Source organism: Streptomyces sp. R21 (assembly GCF_041051975.1).
GTDB lineage: Bacteria > Actinomycetota > Actinomycetes > Streptomycetales > Streptomycetaceae > Streptomyces.
Genome location: NZ_CP163435.1, coordinates 1,845,686 through 1,864,404 on the forward strand (window position 1 = coordinate 1,845,686; position 18,719 = coordinate 1,864,404).

At 70.2% G+C, this 18,719-nt stretch carries 16 protein-coding genes and 1 pseudogene; 4 read left to right on the top strand and 13 right to left on the bottom strand.

The window, feature by feature from the left end; genetic code table 11:
- Positions 1-14: 14 nt before the first annotated feature.
- Positions 15-2,069 carry a phosphocholine-specific phospholipase C gene (locus AB5J56_RS08535; protein ID WP_369231627.1) on the bottom strand — a complete coding sequence of 685 codons (2,055 nt, stop codon included), beginning with the start codon at positions 2,067-2,069 and terminating at the stop codon, positions 15-17.
- 327 nt (positions 2,070-2,396) lie between these two features.
- Here AB5J56_RS08535 and AB5J56_RS08540 point away from each other — a divergent pair, with 327 nt between their 5' ends.
- The 4 genes and pseudogenes from AB5J56_RS08540 to AB5J56_RS08555 form a co-directional block, all read left to right on the top strand.
- Positions 2,397-3,461 carry a Rieske 2Fe-2S domain-containing protein gene (locus AB5J56_RS08540; RefSeq protein WP_369231629.1) on the top strand — a complete coding sequence of 355 codons (1,065 nt, stop codon included), beginning with the start codon at positions 2,397-2,399 and terminating at the stop codon, positions 3,459-3,461.
- Positions 3,458-3,652, top strand: a complete 195-nt coding sequence (locus tag AB5J56_RS08545; RefSeq protein WP_369231631.1) for a hypothetical protein — start codon at positions 3,458-3,460, stop codon at positions 3,650-3,652. Before AB5J56_RS08540 ends, AB5J56_RS08545 begins: the two co-directional genes overlap by 4 nt.
- 33 nt (positions 3,653-3,685) lie before the next feature.
- Positions 3,686-4,624, top strand: coding sequence for a 2Fe-2S iron-sulfur cluster-binding protein (locus AB5J56_RS08550; RefSeq protein WP_369231633.1), 939 nt, complete (start codon positions 3,686-3,688; stop codon positions 4,622-4,624).
- An 89-nt stretch (positions 4,625-4,713) separates the two neighbouring features.
- A pseudogene (locus AB5J56_RS08555) lies at positions 4,714-4,893 on the top strand (ABC transporter ATP-binding protein); the annotation flags it as partial.
- Here AB5J56_RS08555 and AB5J56_RS08560 read toward each other — a convergent pair.
- The 12 genes from AB5J56_RS08560 to AB5J56_RS08615 all read right to left on the bottom strand — a co-directional run bounded on the left by AB5J56_RS08560 (position 4,865) and on the right by AB5J56_RS08615 (position 18,708).
- Entirely contained in the window at positions 4,865-7,042 is a 2,178-nt protein-coding gene (locus AB5J56_RS08560; RefSeq protein WP_369231634.1) for a discoidin domain-containing protein, read from the bottom strand. The pseudogene AB5J56_RS08555 and the gene AB5J56_RS08560 overlap by 29 nt on opposite strands.
- A 56-nt stretch (positions 7,043-7,098) precedes the next feature.
- On the bottom strand, positions 7,099-8,688 hold the full coding sequence (locus AB5J56_RS08565; RefSeq protein ID WP_369231636.1) for a glycoside hydrolase family 13 protein: 1,590 nt from the start codon (positions 8,686-8,688) through the stop codon (positions 7,099-7,101).
- A 31-nt stretch (positions 8,689-8,719) separates the two neighbouring features.
- The gene (locus AB5J56_RS08570) at positions 8,720-9,595 is read right to left on the bottom strand and encodes a carbohydrate ABC transporter permease (protein WP_369231638.1); all 876 of its coding nucleotides are present in this window, start codon (positions 9,593-9,595) and stop codon (positions 8,720-8,722) included.
- A complete protein-coding gene (locus tag AB5J56_RS08575) occupies positions 9,592-10,554 on the bottom strand; it encodes a carbohydrate ABC transporter permease (RefSeq protein WP_369231639.1) in 963 nt (320 codons plus the stop codon). Before AB5J56_RS08575 ends, AB5J56_RS08570 begins: the two co-directional genes overlap by 4 nt.
- 8 nt (positions 10,555-10,562) lie before the next feature.
- A complete protein-coding gene (locus tag AB5J56_RS08580; protein ID WP_369231641.1) occupies positions 10,563-11,903 on the bottom strand; it encodes an ABC transporter substrate-binding protein in 1,341 nt (446 codons plus the stop codon).
- A 179-nt stretch (positions 11,904-12,082) separates the two neighbouring features.
- Complete coding sequence (locus tag AB5J56_RS08585; RefSeq protein WP_369231643.1) at positions 12,083-13,081, bottom strand: LacI family DNA-binding transcriptional regulator; 999 nt, start codon at positions 13,079-13,081, stop codon at positions 12,083-12,085.
- A gap of 57 nt (positions 13,082-13,138) precedes the next feature.
- The gene (locus tag AB5J56_RS08590; RefSeq protein ID WP_369231645.1) at positions 13,139-13,828 is read right to left on the bottom strand and encodes a GntR family transcriptional regulator; all 690 of its coding nucleotides are present in this window, start codon (positions 13,826-13,828) and stop codon (positions 13,139-13,141) included.
- A 19-nt stretch (positions 13,829-13,847) separates the two neighbouring features.
- Positions 13,848-14,849, bottom strand: a complete 1,002-nt coding sequence (locus tag AB5J56_RS08595; RefSeq protein ID WP_369231646.1) for a proline racemase family protein — start codon at positions 14,847-14,849, stop codon at positions 13,848-13,850.
- A gap of 35 nt (positions 14,850-14,884) precedes the next feature.
- The gene (locus AB5J56_RS08600; protein WP_369231648.1) at positions 14,885-15,775 is read right to left on the bottom strand and encodes a dihydrodipicolinate synthase family protein; all 891 of its coding nucleotides are present in this window, start codon (positions 15,773-15,775) and stop codon (positions 14,885-14,887) included.
- Complete coding sequence (locus AB5J56_RS08605) at positions 15,772-17,253, bottom strand: NAD(P)/FAD-dependent oxidoreductase (RefSeq protein WP_369231650.1); 1,482 nt, start codon at positions 17,251-17,253, stop codon at positions 15,772-15,774. Before AB5J56_RS08605 ends, AB5J56_RS08600 begins: the two co-directional genes overlap by 4 nt.
- On the bottom strand, positions 17,246-17,545 hold the full coding sequence (locus AB5J56_RS08610) for a (2Fe-2S)-binding protein (protein WP_369231652.1): 300 nt from the start codon (positions 17,543-17,545) through the stop codon (positions 17,246-17,248). The genes AB5J56_RS08605 and AB5J56_RS08610 overlap by 8 nt, the downstream gene beginning before the upstream one ends.
- Positions 17,542-18,708 carry an NAD(P)/FAD-dependent oxidoreductase gene (locus AB5J56_RS08615; protein ID WP_369231654.1) on the bottom strand — a complete coding sequence of 389 codons (1,167 nt, stop codon included), beginning with the start codon at positions 18,706-18,708 and terminating at the stop codon, positions 17,542-17,544. The genes AB5J56_RS08610 and AB5J56_RS08615 overlap by 4 nt, the downstream gene beginning before the upstream one ends.
- Between the last annotated feature and the right edge of the window lie 11 nt (positions 18,709-18,719).

The window sequence follows — 18,719 nt, forward strand, 5'->3', positions numbered from 1 at the left end:
CGGCGGCGTATCCATCAGCCGGTGACGATCGCCGGGTCACTGACGCCGGGGCGGCCGTTCTCGACATGTCCGGCGAAGCGCCGCAGGAACGTTGCGTCGGCGTCGGACACGACGGTCAGGTCGTACCAGCGCCTGCTCGCCCGCAGGTCCACGGTCTGCTTCACGGTGGCGCCCGCGCGCACCTTGAACACCTGCGCCTTCCCGCCGTAGCCGCTGGTGAGCTTCAGATTCACCGTGCCGGAGCCCTTGTTGGTGAAGGTCAGCTCCACGTCGTTTCCGACGTGCCGCGCGGTCACCTCGGGGCCAGCGGCCTTGCCGGGGCCCTTGAAGGTGCGCAGGAAGCCGTTCGGGCCGTGCACGGTGAGGTCGTACGAGCCGTTCGAGTACGCCGAGTTCCAGGCGTCGGAGACGGTCTTGCCCGCCTCGGTGGTGTACGTCCATGGGCCGTCGGTGCGGTTGCCGGAGGTGACGAGGAAGGCCGCGCCCGCCTTGGCCCCCGAGGCGAAGGTGAGCGTGTACTTTCCGGCCGCCGGGTCCGCCGAACCGTCCACCAGGGGCGCGTACTTGAGGGGGCGGGCCGGGCGCGAGCCGGGCTCCTGCTTGGGCAGGGCGGGGTTGGCGGGCGGGGCCGGCACGTAGTCGGGGTGGCGGTCGTGGTCCGGCGGCTGGTAGCCCGCGGTGTCGGGCAGGGTGGCCGGCCGGGTGTCCTTGCAGCTGAAGTCGAAGGCGGCGCTGAGGTCGCCGCTGATCGCGCGCCGCCAGGGCGAGATGTTGGGCTCGTGCACGCCGAAGCGACGCTCCATGAACCGGATGATCGAGGTGTGGTCGAGCGTCTCGGAGCAGACGTAACCGCCCTTGCTCCAGGGCGAGACGACGAGCATCGGCACCCGCTGACCGAGGCCGTAGGCCCCGGCGACATGACCGGCGTCGCCCTTGAAGAGGTCAGGACCGACGTCGACCGTGGACTTGCCCTGCGCGGCGGACTGCGGCGGGAAGGGCGGCACGAGGTGGTCGAAGAAGCCGTCGTTCTCGTCGTACGTGATGAACAGCGCCGTCTTTCCCCACACCTCGGGGTTGGAGGTGAGCGCGTCCAGGACCTGGGCGATGTACCAGGCGCCGTAGTTCGCGGGCCAGTTGGGGTGCTCGGTGAAGGCCTCGGGGGCGACGACCCAGGAGATCTTCGGCAGGGTGCCGCCCTTGACGTCGGCCTTCAACTGGTCGAAGAAGCCCTCGCCCTTGCGGGCGTCGGTGCCGGTTCGGGCCTTGTCGTAGAGGGGGTCGCCGGGCTTGGCATTGCGGTATTTGTTGAAGTACAGCAGGGAGTTGTCGCCGTAGTTGCCGCGGTAGGCGTCGTTGATCCAGCCCCAGGAGCCGTTCGCGTCGAGGCCGTCGCCGACGTCCTGGTAGATCTTCCAGGAGACCCCGGCCGCTTCGAGGCGCTCGGGGTACGTCGTCCAGTCGTACCCCTTCTCGTCGTTGCCGAGGACCGGGCCGCCGCCGGAGCCGTCGTTGCCCGTGTAGCCCGTCCACATGTAGTAGCGGTTCGGGTCGGTGGAGCCGATGAAGGAGCAGTGGTACGCATCGCAGATGGTGAAGCTGTCGGCGAGCGCGTAGTGGAACGGGATGTCGTCGCGGTTCAGATACGCCATGGTGGTCGCCGACTTGGACGGCACCCATTTGTCGTACTTGCCCTGATTGAAGGCGGCATGTCCGTCGTTCCAGCCGTGCGGCAGGTCCTGGATGAAGGCGAGGCCCAGGTCGTCGGCGTCGGGGTGGAAGGGCAGCACGTCCTTGGTGCCGTCGGACTGGTACCAGACCGGCTTGGCGCCGGGCTCGGTCGTCGCCGGACGCGGGTCACCGAAGCCGCGGACGCCCCGCAGCGAGCCGAAGTAGTGGTCGAAGGACCGGTTCTCCTGCATCAGGACGACGATGTGCTCGACGTCCTCGATCGTGCCACTGCGGTGCGCGGCGGGCAGGGACGCGGCTCTGGCGATGCTGTCCGACAGCGCGGTGAACGCCGCGGTGCCGCCCGCGAGTTGGAGGAAACGGCGCCGATTCACTTGGGGCATGGGTGGATGACCTCTTGTCCTGACGGGGTACGGATGGCCGGAAGGTACGGGATGTTGATGGAACGTGCGCGGAAGGAGTGTTCCAAGAGCACCAAACGTCAGGGAAGGGTCTTGTGGCGTCGATGTGAAAGTCGGCGGTACGCGAGACGAATGGTTGCCTCCGCGGATTCCAGGAGGCCTTCCCTCCTAAGCGATCCACAAGCCCTTCCGAGGACCATGCGACGAGCCCTTCCGTCAGGCGGAATCCGCCTTGTCCGGCTGTGGCCGCCGTCACGAATGTGGTGCCCAGCGGGGTGAAGAGGCCCCGCCCTCAGGGACGGGAACGCCATGCCGCACATGACCTCCTACGCCAGGAACCAGTGGTACGTAGCCGCCTACTCACACGAGGTCGGGCGCGAACTGCTCGGCCGGACGATCCTCGGCGAGCCGCTCGTCTTCTACCGCACCGAGGACGACGGGACGGCCGTCGCCCTGTCCGACCGCTGTGTGCACCGCCGCTTCCCGCTGTCGGAGAGCCGGCTCGACGGGGACCGGATCGTCTGCGGATACCACGGGTTCACGTACGACACCACGGGCACCTGTGTGTACGTGCCCGGCCAGAAGCGGATTCCGCGCACGGCCCGCGTCGCCTCCTACCCGGTCGTCGAGCAGGACGCGTTCGTCTGGGTCTGGATCGGTGACCCGGCCCTCGCCGACCCGGGGGCGATCCCGCGGGCCCGGCACATGGACTCGCCGGAGTGGACCACGGTGTCCGGCATGGAGCCCATCGACGCCGACTACGGGCTGCTCGTCGACAACCTCCTCGACCTGTCCCACGAGACCTATCTGCACGGCGGGTACATCGGCACGCCCGAGGTCGCCGAGACGCCGATCACCACCGAGGTCGACGAGGGCGCGGGGATCGTACGGGTGAGCCGGCACATGGACGACGCCGAGTGCCCGCCGTTCTACGCCCGTTCGACCGGCATCGAGGGCCGGATCACGCGCTGGCAGGACATCGAGTACTTCGCGCCGTGTCTGTATCTGCTGCACAGCCGGATCGCCCCGGTCGGCGTGCTGCCCGAGGCGGACGGCAGCGATCCGAACGCCTTCCACACCGAGATCACGTACGCGATCACGCCGTCCGGAGACGGCAAGGTGTACGACTTCTGGGCGGTCTCCCGGGACTTCGCGCGGGACGACGAAGAAGTCACCACGTTCCTGCGGGACTTCAATCACACCGTGGTGATGCAGGACGTCGAAGCGCTCAATCTGCTTCAGCGGACGCTGGGTTCGGAGCGGGCCGGATACCAGGAGCTGAGCATCAACATCGACACCGGCGGTCTCGCGGCCCGCCGTATCCTCGCCCGCCTCGTCGAGGAGGGCAAGAAGCCCGTGGAGAAGGTCCAATGACCAGCCCCACGGGAGAGATCTACCGCGTCGACTGGCTCCCGGGCACCGACATCCTGCACGGCACCTGCCACTGCGGCGCCGAGCACACCGCCCAGGACCCGATCGAGATGTGGGGGTGGATGCTCGCCCACCCCGAAGGACACGCACCCCCACAACAAGGATCCCCGGAACAGAGACTCCCCAGGCGCTAAACCCCGGGAGCACGAGCCTAAAGGACCCCGCCCATGACCTCGTACGAACTCGAACTCGTCGTCGACCGCAGGGAGACCGCGGCCGACGGCGTGCTCGTCCTCACCTTCCGCCACCCGCTGGGCGAGGAACTCCCGGCCTGGGAGCCGGGCGCCCACATAGACGTCCTGCTCGGGCCGGACCTGGAGCGGCAGTATTCGCTGTGCGGCGATCCGGCCGACCGGTCCGTCTGGCGCATCGCGGTGCTGCACGAGCCGCAGGGCCGCGGCGGATCGGCGTACATACACGGGCAGTTGGGCGAGGGCGACAAGGTGCGTGTCCGCAGTCCGCGCAACCACTTCGCGCTGGAACCCGCCGCCCGCTACCGCTTCGTCGCGGGCGGCATCGGCATCACCCCGATCCTGACGATGATCGCCGCGGCCGAGGCGGCGGGTGCGCAGTGGACGCTGCTCTACGGCGGCCGTACGCGCCAATCGATCGCGTTCACCGAGGAGTTGGCCCGGTACGGCGACGACCGGGTACGGATCGCACCCCAGGACGAGACCGGACTGCTGGACCTCGATGCGGAGTTCGCCGATCTCCCGCCGGACACCCTTGTCTACTGCTGCGGTCCGGGACCGCTCCTTGACGCCGTCGAGGCGCGCTGCCCCACTGGGCAGCTGCACCTGGAGCGCTTCGCACCCAAGGTCCAACAGACCGGCCCGGACGGCGAGTTCGAGGTCGTGCTGGAGCGCTCGGGGCAGACACTGACCGTGCTCCCCAACGTCTCCGTGCTGGAAACCGTGCAGACCGCCGGTGTTGACGTGCTCTACTCCTGCTCCGAGGGCACGTGCGGCTCCTGCGAGACCGACGTCCTCGACGGCACGCCGGAGCACCGGGACTCGGTTCTGAGCGACGCGGAGCGGGAGACCGGCAAAACGATGATGCTCTGCGTGTCCCGGTGCCAAGGAAAGCGGTTGGTGCTGGACCTCTGACCTGGGCCGTCCGGGTGGGTCCGGAACAGGCTGTGCGCATGCTGTGGCTGTCTGCGCACAGCCTGTCGGAGCACCTCGGGTCCCAACAGTCTGCCTCCCCCACCGTCGTGCAGGAGCAGCTGAAGGTCGATCTGCCGGACGAACGCGACCAGTTGCGCACCCGGGTCGCCCCGCGCTTCGCCGAACTGCGGACCCATGTGTACGAGCAGATCCAGGTGGCGAAGCGCGGGGCCCCCGCTGCTAGGACAGATACGCCTCCACCTCACTGAACTGGGCTGCGGGCCAGCCGGTGTTGGCGGTGACGGTCAGCCTCAGATAGCGCAGGTTCGTGCTGCCGGGAAGCGTCACGGTCACCGTGTTGCCGGTCGCCGGGTCGAAGCGGTAGTCGTGCGAGGCGACCACGGTGGTGTACGCCGAGCCGTCCGTGCTGCCCTGCACGGACAGGGTCTGGGTGCGCGCCTGCCAGACCGCGGCGGGCGGCAGTTTCAGAACGAGCCGTCGGGCGGGCTGAGTCGACCCGAGGTCGACCGTCCAGGCCTGCGGGAAGGCGTTGTTCGTCGACTCCCAGTAGGAGCCCGCGTCGCCGTCGACCGCCTTGCCGGGTGTGTAGACGTCCTGCGAGCCGGTGGCCGTGGCGGGGCGGCCCTTGGCGAGGTTGCGGCCCGGGTCGGGGTCCGGGTTTCCGGAGCCGGGCTGGGGCCAGCTGGAGCAGTCGGACCAGGTGCTGTTCCAGCCGGAGTTGCCGCCGCCGTCGGTGAGTGCGAAGGTGCCGGAGCCGGTCGGGTAGGGGCAGTTGTAGACGCCGGCCGCGCCCACCGAGGTGGCCTGGACGTTGCTGAACTTGGCGGCGCCCTGCGACTCGGCCTGGACGACGACCGTGCCGGTGTTCCGGACGGTCGCACCGTCGACAGTGATGTTCTTGGTCGCGTAGCCGTGCCCGCCGCCCGACACGAACTCGAAGGCGCTGTAGGGGCTGTCGGTGATCGTCGTGCCGGTGATGTTCACGGTCACCTCGATGGCGCTGTCGTACGAATCGACCCTCAACGCACCCATCGGATGGTCCCAGTTGGGGTTCATCGCGCCCGCACGGACGAGGGTGTTGCCGGAGACGGTGATGGTTCCCGCGAGCGGGGAGAACGGGTCCAGGAACTTCTGGTTGGAGATCGCGATGCCGCTGCCGAGGGCGTTGGTGTCGGAGACCAGGTTGTTCTTGACCCCGATGTTCGTGCCGCCGTAGACGGCGATTCCGTTGGCGAGGTTCGGCTGGGTGATGGTGTTGTTCTCGAAGCTGCTGTCGGTGTCGGGTGAGTAGAGCGACCACATGGCGAGGGCGTCGTCGCCGTTGTTGCGCAGGAAGTTGTTCCGGACGCGGACCCCGCGGGCATTGCCGTTCAGGTTGAGGCCGTCGGCGGTGGTGTCGAGGATGCGGTTGTTCTCGACGACGAGGTTGTCGTTGTTGCCCATCAGCCAGAGGCCGACCTTGAGGTGCTGGAGCCACATCCCGGAGACCGAACTGCCCGGCCCCAGAGCCCCGTTGACGAAGTCGTCGGGGTTGGAGTCGACACGTTCGGTGACCTCGCCGATGACCGCGAAGTCCTTGAGGTGGACGCCTCCGGCCGAGCTGCTCTGGTCGATGAAGCGCGAGGTGTGCACGACGGAGTGCCAGCTGCCTGCGCCCTGCAAGGTGACGTTCGCGATGCCGCTGAGCGAGGAGGTCACGCGGTAGTCGCCCGGCGGAATCCACACCACTCCCCCTTGGGCGGCGGCGATGGCGTCCCGGAAGGCCCCCGTCGAGTCGCCCTGACCGCTGGGATCGGCGCCCTTGTCGGTGACGGAGACCGCGCCGGACGGCTTGGTCGCCGCTCCCGCGACCTGCTCGAAGTCGGCGACGTCCACCGTCACTTGGGTGCCGGTCGCCTCGAAGGCCACCTTGTCGCCCGCCTGCACGTCCCGGCCGAGCAGCAGGCGGGCGTTGTCGAAGAAGTGGTGGGTCTTGGCGCCGGGGATCCAACCGGTGTCGACGTAGGAGTACTTGGAGGTGACGGGGAGGGTCTTGGCGAGCTTGGTGCCGTTGACGTAGACGTCGAGGGTGCCGGACTGGCCGTCGGGGACGCTGTAGGAGACATTCACGGCGTTGGCCGCGCGGGGCACGGTGAACTCGACGCGCTGGCCGCCGCCGAGCCGTACGGCCTGGCGTCCGGAAGCCTCCGAGGCGAGGGTGCCCTGGGTGTGGTCCGGGCCGATCTTCGTACCCGTGGTCGTGGCGGACTCGGCCTCGACCGAGGTGAAGGGGAGGTCGGCGCCGGCGGCGGCTGCCACGGAGTGTGCTGTGGTGGGGCTCAGCATGCCGGCGGCGAGGGCGACGGCTGCCACGGTCGCCATCAGTGGCATGTGCCTGACAGATCTGGAGCTGTGCATGTGCTGATCCCTTCGGGGTGGGGGTGCGGGGATAGCGGGAAAGCGCGGGTGCGGTCTCAGAGGTGAAGCCAGGCCGCCGTGTCCTGCGGGAGCCGTCCGTCGGCCGTCAACGGGCCGCTGGAGAGCAGGAGTCGGGAGTGCGCGGGCAGCTCGGCCGGGGTGTCCGCGAAGTTGACGACGCACACCGGGCCCGCCGCACGGGCGAACGCGAGGACACCCTCGGGTGCGGTCAGCCAGGTGAGGGGCCCGTCTGCGAAGTCGGGCCGGACGCGCAGGGCCTCCCGGTAGAGGGAGAGCATCGAGCCGGGGTCCTCGGCCTGGCGGTCGGCGGCGTACGCGGACCAGCCCTCGGGCTGCGGGAGCCAGGGCTCCTCCCGCGAGCCGAAACCGGCGTACGGCGCCTCCGCGATCCATGGCAGCGGGACCCGGCAGCCGTCCCGGCCCGGATCGGTGCCGCCCGACCGGAAGTGCATCGGGTCCTGGATCCGGCCCTGGGGTATCTCCGCCTCGGGCAGGCCGAGTTCCTCACCCTGGTAGAGGTAGACGGCGCCGGGGAGGGCGAGCGAGAGCAGTGCGGCGGCGCGGGCGCGGCAGGTGCCGAGGGCCAGGTCGGTCGGGGTGCCGAAGGACTTCGCGGCGAAGTCGAAGCCGGTGTCCGCGCGTCCGTAGCGGGTGACCGTGCGCGTCACGTCGTGGTTGCACAGCACCCAGGTGGCGGGAGCGCCGATCGGGGCGTGCTCGGCGAGGGTGCCGTCGATCGCCGTCCGCAGCCGCGACGCGTCCCAAGGGCAGGACAGGAAGGAGAAGTTGAAGGCGGTGTGCAGCTCGTCGGGGCGGAGGTAGCGGGCGAAGCGTTCGGTGTCGGGGAGCCAGACCTCGCCGACGAAGATGCCGTCGTAGGCGTCGGCGATCGCCCGCCAGGAGCGGTACACGTCGTGCAGTTCGTCGCGGTCGACGTATGGGTGCGGGTCGCGGCCCTCGACGAAGTCGGGCAGGTCGGGGTCCTTGACGAGGAGCGCGGCGGAGTCGATGCGGACGCCGGCCACGCCCCGGTCGAACCAGAAGCGCAGTACGTCCTCGTGCTCCTGACGGACGGCGGGGTGTGCCCAGTCGAGGTCGGGCTGTTCGGGGGCGAAGAGGTGGAGGTACCAGTCGCCGTCGGGGACGCGTGTCCAGGCGGGTCCGCCGAACTGGGACTCCCAGTTGTTGGGCGGGAGTTGGCCGTTCGGTCCGCGTCCCGGGCGGAAGTGGAACAGATCGCGTTCGGGGCCGCCGGCGAGGGCGGAGCGGAACCAGGGGTGCTGGTCGGAGACATGGTTCGGCACGATGTCGACGATCGTGCGGATGCCTGCCTCCCGTGCCTCGGCGATGAGTTTCTCGGCTTCGGCGAGGGTGCCGAAGGCCGGGTCGATGGCACGGTAGTCGGCGACGTCGTAGCCGCCGTCCCTCATCGGGGAGAGGTACCAGGGGCTGAACCACAGGGCGTCGACGCCGAGTTCGGCGAGATGGGGGAGTTTGGCGCGGACGCCCGCGAGGTCGCCGGTGCCGTCGCCGTCGCCGTCCGCGAAGCTGCGGACGTACACCTGGTAGATGACGGCGGTGCGCCACCAGTCGGCCTGTTTCCGGGCAGGGGTGGGCTGTCCCACGATGCGTGCCTTTCTGTCGGAGGAGGCGGCGTCAGCCCTTGGTGCTGCCCGCGCTGATCCCGGCGATGATGTGCCGCTGGAACACCAGGAACATCGCGACCATGGGGATGCTTGCGATCACCATCGCGGCGATGAGCACGGTCAGCGGGATGTTCTGCGACAGCTGGACGAGTGCCACGCTGATGGGCTGTTTGTCGGTGTCGGAGAAGACCATCAGCGGCCAGAGGAAGTCCTGCCACACGGCGACCAGAGCGAAGATCGACACCACGCCGAGCACCGGCCGCGACATGGGCAGCACGATCGACCAGAGGGTGCGCAGACGTCCGGCGCCGTCGATCTCGGCGGCCTCCAGGACATCGCGCGGGATCTGGTCGAAGAATCGCTTGAGCAGGTAGAGGTTGAAGGCGTTGGCGACGGCGGGCAGCCAGATGCCGAGCGGGTCGTTGAGCAGGCTGGTGTGGATCAGCGGCAGGTCGGCGACGGTCAGGTACTTCGGGACGACCAGTGCTTGGGCGGGGACCATCAGTGTGGCGAGGATGCCGCCGAGGATCAGCTTCCCGAAGGCGGGCTTCAGCTTGGACAGGGCGTACGCGGCCGCCGTGCAGAACACGAGCTGCAGCAGCCAGGCGCCGGTGGCCTGGACGACCGTGTTCCACAGGTGGGTCGGGAGCTGCATCAGGTCCCAGGCGTCGGTGTAGCCGGAGAGGTGCCAGTGCTCCGGCACCAGCGAGGGCGGCGTGCGCACGACCTCGTCCGGCGACTTCATGGCGCCGGACACCATCCAGTAGACGGGGAAGAGGAAGGCGAGCGCGAAGAGCAGGACGACGCCGGTGAACACGGTCCAGTAGAGGACCTTGCCGCGGGGGCGGGCCAGGGTGAGTGGCGAGATGAGTGTGCGGGTGCTCATGCGTCCTCCCCTGCGGTGCGGGTCAGCCGGAGGTAGAGGGCGGAGAAGGCGCCGAGCAGCAGGAGGAGCATCACGCTCAGGGCGCAGGCTCCGCCGAAGTCGTTGTAGAGGAAGGCGTATTTGTAGATCAGGTAGAGGACGGTGACGGTGGCGTTCTCAGGTCCTCCGCCGGTGATGACGAAGGGTTCGGTGAAGACCTGCATGGTGGAGATGATCTGAAGGAGCATCAGCATGAGGATGACGAACCGGGTCTGAGGGATCGTCACATGACGGATGCGCTGGAGGATGTTCGCGCCGTCGAGTTCGGCCGCCTCGTACAGCTCGCCGGGGATGCTCTGGAGCGCGGCCAGATAGATGAGGACGGTGCCGCCGAGGTTGGCCCAGGTGGCGACGATGACGAGCGAGACGAGGGCGGTGTCGGCGCCGTTGGACCAGTTCGAGGTGGGCAGGTGCAGGAAGCGCAGCGCCTCGTTGGCGAGGCCCGCGCCCGGGTCGTAGAACCACTTCCACAGCAGGGCGCTGACCACCGGCGGGATCATCACCGGCAGGTACACCACGACTCTGAAGAAGGCTTTCGCGTGCCGGAGTTCATTGAGGACGAGCGCCATCACGAACGGGACGGCGAAGCCGATGAGCAGGGCCAGGAGCGTGAAGGTGAGCGTGTTGCGCCAGGCCGCGCTGAACTCCGGGTCGTGCAGGACGCGGGTGAAGTTGGCGGTGCCGACCCACTCGGGCGGCGAACCCGGTGTGTACTTCTGGAAGGCGATCACCACCGCGCGGATCGCCGGGTACCAGGAGAACAGCGCGAAGCAGAGCAGGCCGCCGATCAGGAAGGCGTATGCGCGGGACTGGTCGGCGAGGCGGCGGCGCAGTGGTCGGGTGCGGGGGCCCGGTCGCGGTGCCTCCACCCGGCGTACGGCCGTGGGTGGAGGCGCCGCGGGCCTCGATGCGGTCTTCATCGGCAGGGTCAGCCCCGGGCCAGGATGCCGTCGATCTTGCCGGAGGCGTCCTTCAGGAGCTGGTCGATGTCGGCGTCCTTCTTGGTGAGTACGGCGGAGACGGCGCCGTCGAGGACCGAGTAGATCTGCTGGGCGTGCGGCGGCTCGATCTTCATGGCCAGGCTCTGGTTGCCGTCGAGGAAGGCCTGGTAGTTGTCCACGGGAACGTTGGCGTTGGCCTTCTTGACCTGCTGGTCCCTGGTGTCGGCGGCGCCGGTGAACAGGCGCGGCTCGGGCAGGCCCACGGGGGCGTCGGCCGTCTTGGCGCGGGCGTAGTCACCGAGGAAGCCCTTGCCGGGGGTGAGGAACATGTGGTCGAGCCACTTCAGGCCGGCCTTGATCTGCTCGGGGCTGTCCTTCTTGTTGAACATGTAGCCGTCGCCGCCGATGAGCGTGCCCTTGCCACCGGGCATGGGTGCGAGGGCGAGGTCCTTGTAGTTGCCGCCCTTCTCCTTGACGAGGATCGGGATGTTGTCGGGGGCGGAGAGGTACATGCCGAGCTTCCCGGAGCCCATCAGCTGCTGGACGTCGTTGATGACCAGCAGCTGTTTGCTGCCCATGGAGTTGTCGCTCCAGCGCATGTCCTTGAGGTTCTGCAGGACCGCCTTGCCCTCGGGGGTGTCGACGGTGGCCTTCTTGCCGTCCTCGCTCACCACGTTGCCGCCCTGCGAGTAGAGCTCGGCGGTGAAGTGCCAACCCCCTTGGTTCTGGGCGCTGTAGTCGGCGTAACCGAGGGTGCCGTTGCCGAGCGCGGCGATCTTCTTGGCGTCGGCGCGCAGCTCCTCCCAGGTCGCCGGGGGCTTGTCGGGGTCGAGTCCGGCCTTCGCGAAGAGCTTCCTGTTGTAGATCAGGCCCATCGAGTAGCCGGTGCGCGGGATGCCGTAGATCTTGCCGTCGACGGTGTAGATGTCGCGCAGTTGCTGCTGGATCGTGCTGTAGCTCTTGAGGTCCTTGACGTAACTGGTGATGTCGGCGGCCTGGTTGACGTCGACGACATGGCCCGCATCGGTGAAGTACGTGTAGAAGACGTCCTCCATCTGGCCGCCGGCGAGCTTGGCGTCGAAGGTCTTGGGGTCCTGGCAGGGGAACGCGTCGTGTGCGACGACGTCGATGTCCGGGTTCTGCTTCTCGAAGGCGGCGACGTCCGCCTCGAAGAACTTCCGGTCGACCTTGGCGCTCTTGGGCGGCATGCAGTTGACGGTGATGCGGGTCTTCCCGTCGGCCGTGTCGTCGCTCGACCCGCAGGCGGTGAGAGTCAGCGAACAGGCCATGAGCGTGAGGAAGGTACGACGGAACCCGGTGCTTCTCATCGGTGGACCCCTCTGGGCAGGAGCGTGGAAGGCCCACGGCAGCACGCGGGGGTGCGCGCCGCCGGGCCAAGGCCATGTCGGCCTGGCTGGCGCCGCACACTCAAGCACCGCCGACATCCGTCCGCAAGATGTCGCGCAGAGTCTGTAATTATTTGACAGTCGGTTGGATCTCCTCGATCTCAGCCGCGCGACGCTTGCGCGGTCGACCCCCGAACGACCAGCTCAGGCTCGAAGAGCAGCTCGTCGGCGGGTACGGAGCTGCCGCCGATCTGCGCGTTCAGCAGCTCCACGGCGGCGCGGCCCATGGCCTCGATGGGCTGGCGGACGGTGGTGAGCGGCGGTTCGGTGCAGTTCATGAACGCCGAGTCGTCGTAGCCCACGACGGACACCTCGGTGGGGACGCCGAGTCCCTTGCGCCGGGCGGCCCTTATCGCACCCAGGGCGAGCGGGTCGCTGGCGCAGATGATGCCGGTCACCCCGCGGTCGATGAGCCGGGCGGCCGCCGCGTGACCGCCCTCGATCGAGAACATGGCCCGCGCGATGTGCTCGTCGGGCAGCTGCACGCCCAGCGCCCGGGCGGCCGTCAGCTTGCGCGCCGACGGCATGTGGTCGCCGGGGCCGAGGACCAGCCCGATGCGCTCGTGGCCGAGGGAGGCCAGATGGCGCCAGGCCTGCTCGACGGCGACCGCGTCGTCACAGGAGACGCCGGGGAAACCGAGATCCTCGATGGCCGCGTTGATCAGCACGACCGGGATGTTGCGGTCGGCGAGCCGGCGGTAGTGGTCGTGCGGGGCATCCGCCTGCGCGTACAGCCCGCCCGCGAACACCACGCCGGAGACCTGCTGCTCGAGCAGCAGCGCCACATAGTCGGCCTCCGAGACGCCGCCCTTGGTCTGGGTGCACAGCACCGGGGTGAGGCCGAGCTGCGCGAGCGCGCCGCCGATCACCTCGGCGAACGCCGGGAAGATCGGGTTCTGCAGCTCGGGCAGGACGAGGCCGACCAGCCGGGCGCGTTCGCCGCGCAGTTGGGTGGGCCGCTCGTAGCCGAGGACGTCGAGTGCGGAGAGCACCGCCTGCCGGGTGGAGTCGGAGACACCGGGCTTGCCATTGAGCACCCGGCTGACCGTGGCCTCACTGACCCCGACCTTCTTCGCCACCTGCGCAAGTCGTCGCGTCATGCGCGCAAGAATAGCGCAAGAAATGCAAGCTGCTTGCGCAAATCTCAGCTCTTTGCGCTAGGGCTTGGCCCACAGCCCCCGGACGTGGCCCAGGTGGCGGGCCATCACCTCCCGCACGGCCTCCGCGTCCCGCGCCAGCAGCGCATCGAGCAGCTCGATGTGCTCCTGGGCCGAGGCCTCGAGGCGCCCCTGCGCCACCAGCGCGGTCAGCCCGTACAAACGGGAGCGGCGCCGCAAGTCCCGTACGACTTCCACGAGATGGTCATTGCCCGCGAGCGCCAGCAGCCCGAGATGGAAGCGCAGATCGGCCTCGACGTAAGCGATCAGGTCGCCTGCCGCGGCGGAGGTGACGATCTCCTCGGCGACCGGGCGCAGCGCCTCCAGGGCCTCCGGGTCGGCGGTGGTCGCGAGGCCGACCGTCGTGGGGATCTCGATCAGCGACCTGATGTGGGTGTACTCGTCGAGCTGCTGCTCGGAGACCGCGGTGACCCGGAAGCCCTTGTTGGGGACGGTGTCGACCAGGCCTTCCTTGGCAAGGTCGAGCATGGCCTCGCGCACGGGGGTCGCGGAGACGCCGAAGCGGGCCGCCAGGCCGGGCGCCGAGTGGACCTCGCCCGGCCGCAGCTCCCCCGCGATGAGTGCGGCGCGCAGCGCGTCGGCGACCCGCTCGCGGTAGCTGGGCTTCTTGCCGCCCAGCGCGGGCAGGGCGGGTGCGGATGTCGGCGCGCTGGTGCGCTGGGCGGGCATCGGTGGTCTCCTGGGCGGCTTAGAGGACGAATCCGGCGGGGAACGGGTCGGTGGGGTCGAGCAGGTACTGGGCGGTGCCGGTGATCCAGGCGCGCCCGGTGAAGCTTGGCAGGACGGCGGGAATGCCGGCGACCTCGGTGGCGCCGAGGAGGCGTCCGGTGAAGTGGGTGCCGATGAAGGACTCGTTCAAGAACTCGGTGTGCAGGGGCAGTTCGCCGCGCGCGTGCAGCTGTGCCATGCGCGCGCTGGTGCCCGTGCCGCAGGGCGAGCGGTCGAACCAGCCGGGGTGGATGGCCATCGCGTGCCGGGAGTGGCGGGCGTCGGAGCCGGGCGCGTACAGGTGGACGTGGTGGCAGCCGCGGATGGACGGGTCCTCGGGGTGGACGGGCTCGCCCTCGGCGTTGATGGCGTCCATCAGGTCCAGGCCCGCCCGGAGGATGTCGTCCTTGCGGGAGCGGTCGAAGGGCAGGCCGAACTCCTCCAGCGGCAGGATGGCGTAGAAGTTGCCGCCGTAGGCGAGGTCGTAGGTCACCGTCCGCCCGTCGGCGAGCGTGATCTTGCGGTCGAGGCCGACGGAGAAGGACGGCACGTTCTGCAGCGTCACCGCCTTCGCGGCGCCGTCCTCGACCTCGACCTCGGCGACGACCAGGCCCGCCGGGGTGTCCAGCCGGATGGTGGTCACCGGCTCGACGACCTCCACCATGCCGGTCTCCACGAGCACCGTCGCGACGCCGATCGTGCCGTGGCCGCACATGGGCAGATAGCCGGAGACCTCGATGTAGACGACGCCCCAGTCGCAGTCGGGGCGGGTGGGCGGCTGGAGGATCGCGCCGCTCATCGCGGAGTGACCGCGCGGCTCGTTCATCAGCAACTGCTTGATGTCGTCGCGGTGTTCACGGAAGTACAGCCGTCGCTCGTTCATGGTCGCGCCCGGGATCGTACCGACCCCGCCGGTGATCACCCGGGTGGGCATGCCCTCGGTGTGCGAGTCGACGGCGTGCAGGACGAGTTTGCTGCGCATGACCCAACTCCCTTGTCACTGTGACGAGTTATCCGTTACGCGAGTCCGGCGGCGACGGCCTTCTCCGTGGCGGCTCGGACCGCTGCCTCCTGCTCGGGCAGCAGCGCGACGCGCGGCGGGCGCACCGGTCCGCCGTACCGGCCGACGACGTCCATGGACAGCTTGATGGCCTGCACGAACTCGACCTGGGAATCCCAGCGCAGCAGCGGGTGCAGCTGCCGGTAGAGGGCGCCCGCCGTCGCGAGGTCACCGTCGACGGCCGCGTGGTACAGCTCGACGCTCGCCGCGGGCAGGGCGTTGGGGTAGCCGGCCACCCAGCCCTTGGCGCCCGCGACGGCGAGTTCCAGCAGCACGTCGTCGGCGCCGATCAACAGGTCGAGTTCCGGAGCGAGTTCGGCGATCCGGTAGGCGCGGCGCACATCACCGGAGAACTCCTTGACGGCGTGGATGTACCCCTCGCCGTGCAGCTTCGCGAGCAGCTCCGGCACCAGGTCGACCTTGGTGTCGATGGGGTTGTTGTACGCGACGATCGGCACGCCCGCCTTCGCGACCTCCGCGTAGTGGGCGAGGACGGAGCGCTCGTCGGCGCGGTAGGCGTTGGGCGGCAGCAGCATCACTGCCTGGCAGCCGGCATCACGGGCCTGTTCGGCCCAGCGGCGGGCCTCGGCGGAGCCGTAGGCGGCGACGCCGGGCATCACGCGGGAGCCTCCGATGGCGGCCACGGCCGTCTCCACGACCTTGGCGCGCTCCTCGGGGGTGAGCACCTGGTACTCGCCGAGCGAGCCGTTCGGCACGACGCCGTCGCAGCCCTGCTCGACGAGCCAGGCGCAGTGCTCGGCGAACCTGTCGTAGTCGACGTGGAGTTCGGCGGTCAGCGGCAGTGCGGTGGCGACGAGGACGCCGCGCCAGGGGCGGTGGTCGGTCACGAGAGCTCCTTCTCGGTGGGGTGGGCGTGGTCCTGCGCTTTGCGGGTCTCGCGGGCCGCTTCGGCGGCGTCGGTCGCTTCGGCTTCCTGGGCTTCCTGGGCTTCCTGGGCGAGGACGCCGAGCGGTACGGGGCGGGCGAACGGCCGCCGCGCCGGGGTGAGTTCACAGCTGGCGAGTCCGGCGACCGCAGGCCCGCACATCCGGCCCTGGCACCAGCCCATCCCGGCACGGGTCAGCAGCTTCACGGTGCGCACGTCTGCGGCGCCGAGTCCACCGACGGCCTCGCGGATCGCGCCGGCGGTGACCTCCTCGCAGCGGCAGACGACGGTGTCGTCGGTGACCTGCTCGGTCCAGTGCGCCGGCGGAGCGTAGACGGTGTCGAGTGCCGCCGCGAACTCCCCGAGTTTCGTACGGGACTTGGCGGCCGTCGCCCAGCCGCGCGGGTCGGGGGTGCGTCCGGCGAGCCGGGCCGCGATGGACCGTCCGGCGATGTGTCCCTCGGCGAGCGAGAGGGCCGCGCCGCCGATTCCGGTGGACTCCCCGGCGGCCCAGACGCCGGGGACGTCGGTGCGCTGCTCCTCGTCGGCGTGCACGCGCACCCCGTCGAGGCGGCAGCCCAGGGTCTCGGCGAGGTCGGTGTGCGGCAGCATGCCGTGGCCGATGGCGAGGGTGTCGCAGGGGATGCGCCGCCCGGTGCCGGGCCGTACCCGTCCGTCCGCGTCGAGGGCGGCGACGGTCACGGACTCGACGCGCTCGTCGCCATGGGCCTCGACGACGGCGTTGCGGGGCAGGAACCGCACACGGTGACGCAGGAGTCGGGCCGCGTACCGGGCCGCCTCGGGAAGCTTGGCGGCCAGTGCCCGGGTGTGCCGCACGACGGCCTTCGGGTCGGCCGACTCGACGAGCGCCTCGACCCGGACGCCCGCCGCGGCGAGCCCGGTCGCCACGGGCAGCAGCAGGGGCCCGGTCCCGGCCACGACGGCAACACGGCCCGGCACGACGAGGCCGGCCTTGAGCATGGCCTGCGCTCCCCCGGCGGTCACCACGCCGGGCAGGGTCCAGCCGGGGAACGGCAGCACCCTCTCGTAGCCGCCGGTGGCGAGGAGTACCGCGTCGGCGTGGACGGTGGCGGGCTCTTCCTGGAGGGGGCCGAGGAGGGCGTGCACGGTGAAGGCGTCGGGCCGGTCCGACCCCGAGGACTTCCGTTCCACGCACCAGACATGATGTTCCGTCAGATGCCGGATGTCGGCCTGCGCGGCGAGCCCGTCCCGCAGCCGCTCCCACGTCCGCCACTGGTGGTGCAGTGCCTGCGGGCGGCGCGCTCCGAGTCCGGTGGCCGGCTGCCGGTAGAACTGGCCGCCCGCGTCCGGGGCCGCGTCGATCAGGGTGACGCGGACGCCCCGGGCCGCCGCCGCGAGGGATGCGGCGAGACCGGCCGGGCCCGCGCCGATCACCGCGAGGTGCGGTCGCTCAGTCATCGTGGCCCGTCCCTTCCTGGGTGCGGATGGCGTCGCCGGGGCGGAGCGTGACAAGGCAAGCCCGTTGGTTCGGGCGGTCATTGACGGTCACCAGGCAGTCGAAGCAGACGCCGATGCCGCAGAAGATCCCGCGCGGGCGGCCCTGGCCGCGTGTCGTGCGCCAGGACGTGATCCCGGCGGCCCACAGCGCGGCGGCGACCGTCTGTCCGGGCAGTGCCGGGATCTCACGTCCGTCCAGGGTGACGGTGAACGCGGGGCCCGGCCGGGCGTCGGCGAGTTCCAGCGGGTTCACGACGCGCCCTCCTCGGAGGTGAAGCGGTCCGGCCGGAACGGCGCGAGGTCCAGGTCCGGCGTCTTGCCGGTGAGCACCTGCGTGATCAAGTGCCCCGTCCCGGTGGACAGTCCGATGCCCGCGCCCTCGTGCCCGCAGGCGTGGAAGAGACCTGGCACACGCGGGTCCGGTCCCACGGCGGGGAGATGGTCGGGCATGTACGGGCGGAAGCCGAGGTACGAGCGCATCGCGCGGACGTCCGCCAGGAACGGGAACAGCCGGGTCGCTCCCGCCGCCAGGGCGCGCACGGCGGGCAGCGAGAACGAGCGGTCGAAGCCGACGCGTTCACGGCTGGCGCCGATCAGGATGGGCCCGGCCGCCGTGCCCTCGACGACCGGCGAGGTCTGCAGCGCTGCCGAGTCGCTGGCCACATCGGCGACGTAGTCGGCGGCGTACACCTTGTGCCGGATCCGGCGGGGCCCCGGCTCGGTGACGAGGACGAAGCCGCGCCGGGGCAGCACCGGCAGCCGGACCCCGGCGAGCGCGGCCACCTCGCCGCCCCAGGTGCCGGCCGCGTTCACGACCGCCGGGGCGTGGATCTCGCCCCGTGCGGTGCGCACCCCGCGCACCGCCCCGTCCGCCGCGCGCCGCAGCACCTCGGTGACGGTGCGGCCGGTGAGCAGTCGCGCGCCCGACGCCCGTACGAGATGGGCCGCGGCCAGGGCGGGCATCACCTGAGCGTCCTGCGGATAGTGCACGGCACCGGCGAGCCCGGGCGCCAAGTACGGTTCCAGGTCGCGGAGTTGGTCCGCCGCCACGGGCACGGCCCGCACTCCGGCAACGCGCTGCCCGGCCGCGAAGGCCTCCAGCGCGGTCAGCCCCTCCGGCGCCGAGGCCACGACCACGCCGCCCTTGGCCTCGTACTCGATCGCCGCTGCCAGCAGGGGCTGTTCGGCGAGGTCGGCCCACAATCGCTGGGAAAGCAGGGCGAGTTCGAGTTCCGGGCCGGGCTCCTTGTCCGAGACGAGCAGGTTTCCCTCACCGGCGCCGGTGGTCCCGCCGGACACCGAGCCACGGTCCACCAAGGCGACATCCAGGCCCGCCCGGGCGGCGTAGAAGGCGCAGGCCGCGCCCACCATACCGGCCCCGACGACCACAACATCGCAGGTCAGAGGCAAAGTCACGTCAGTACTAT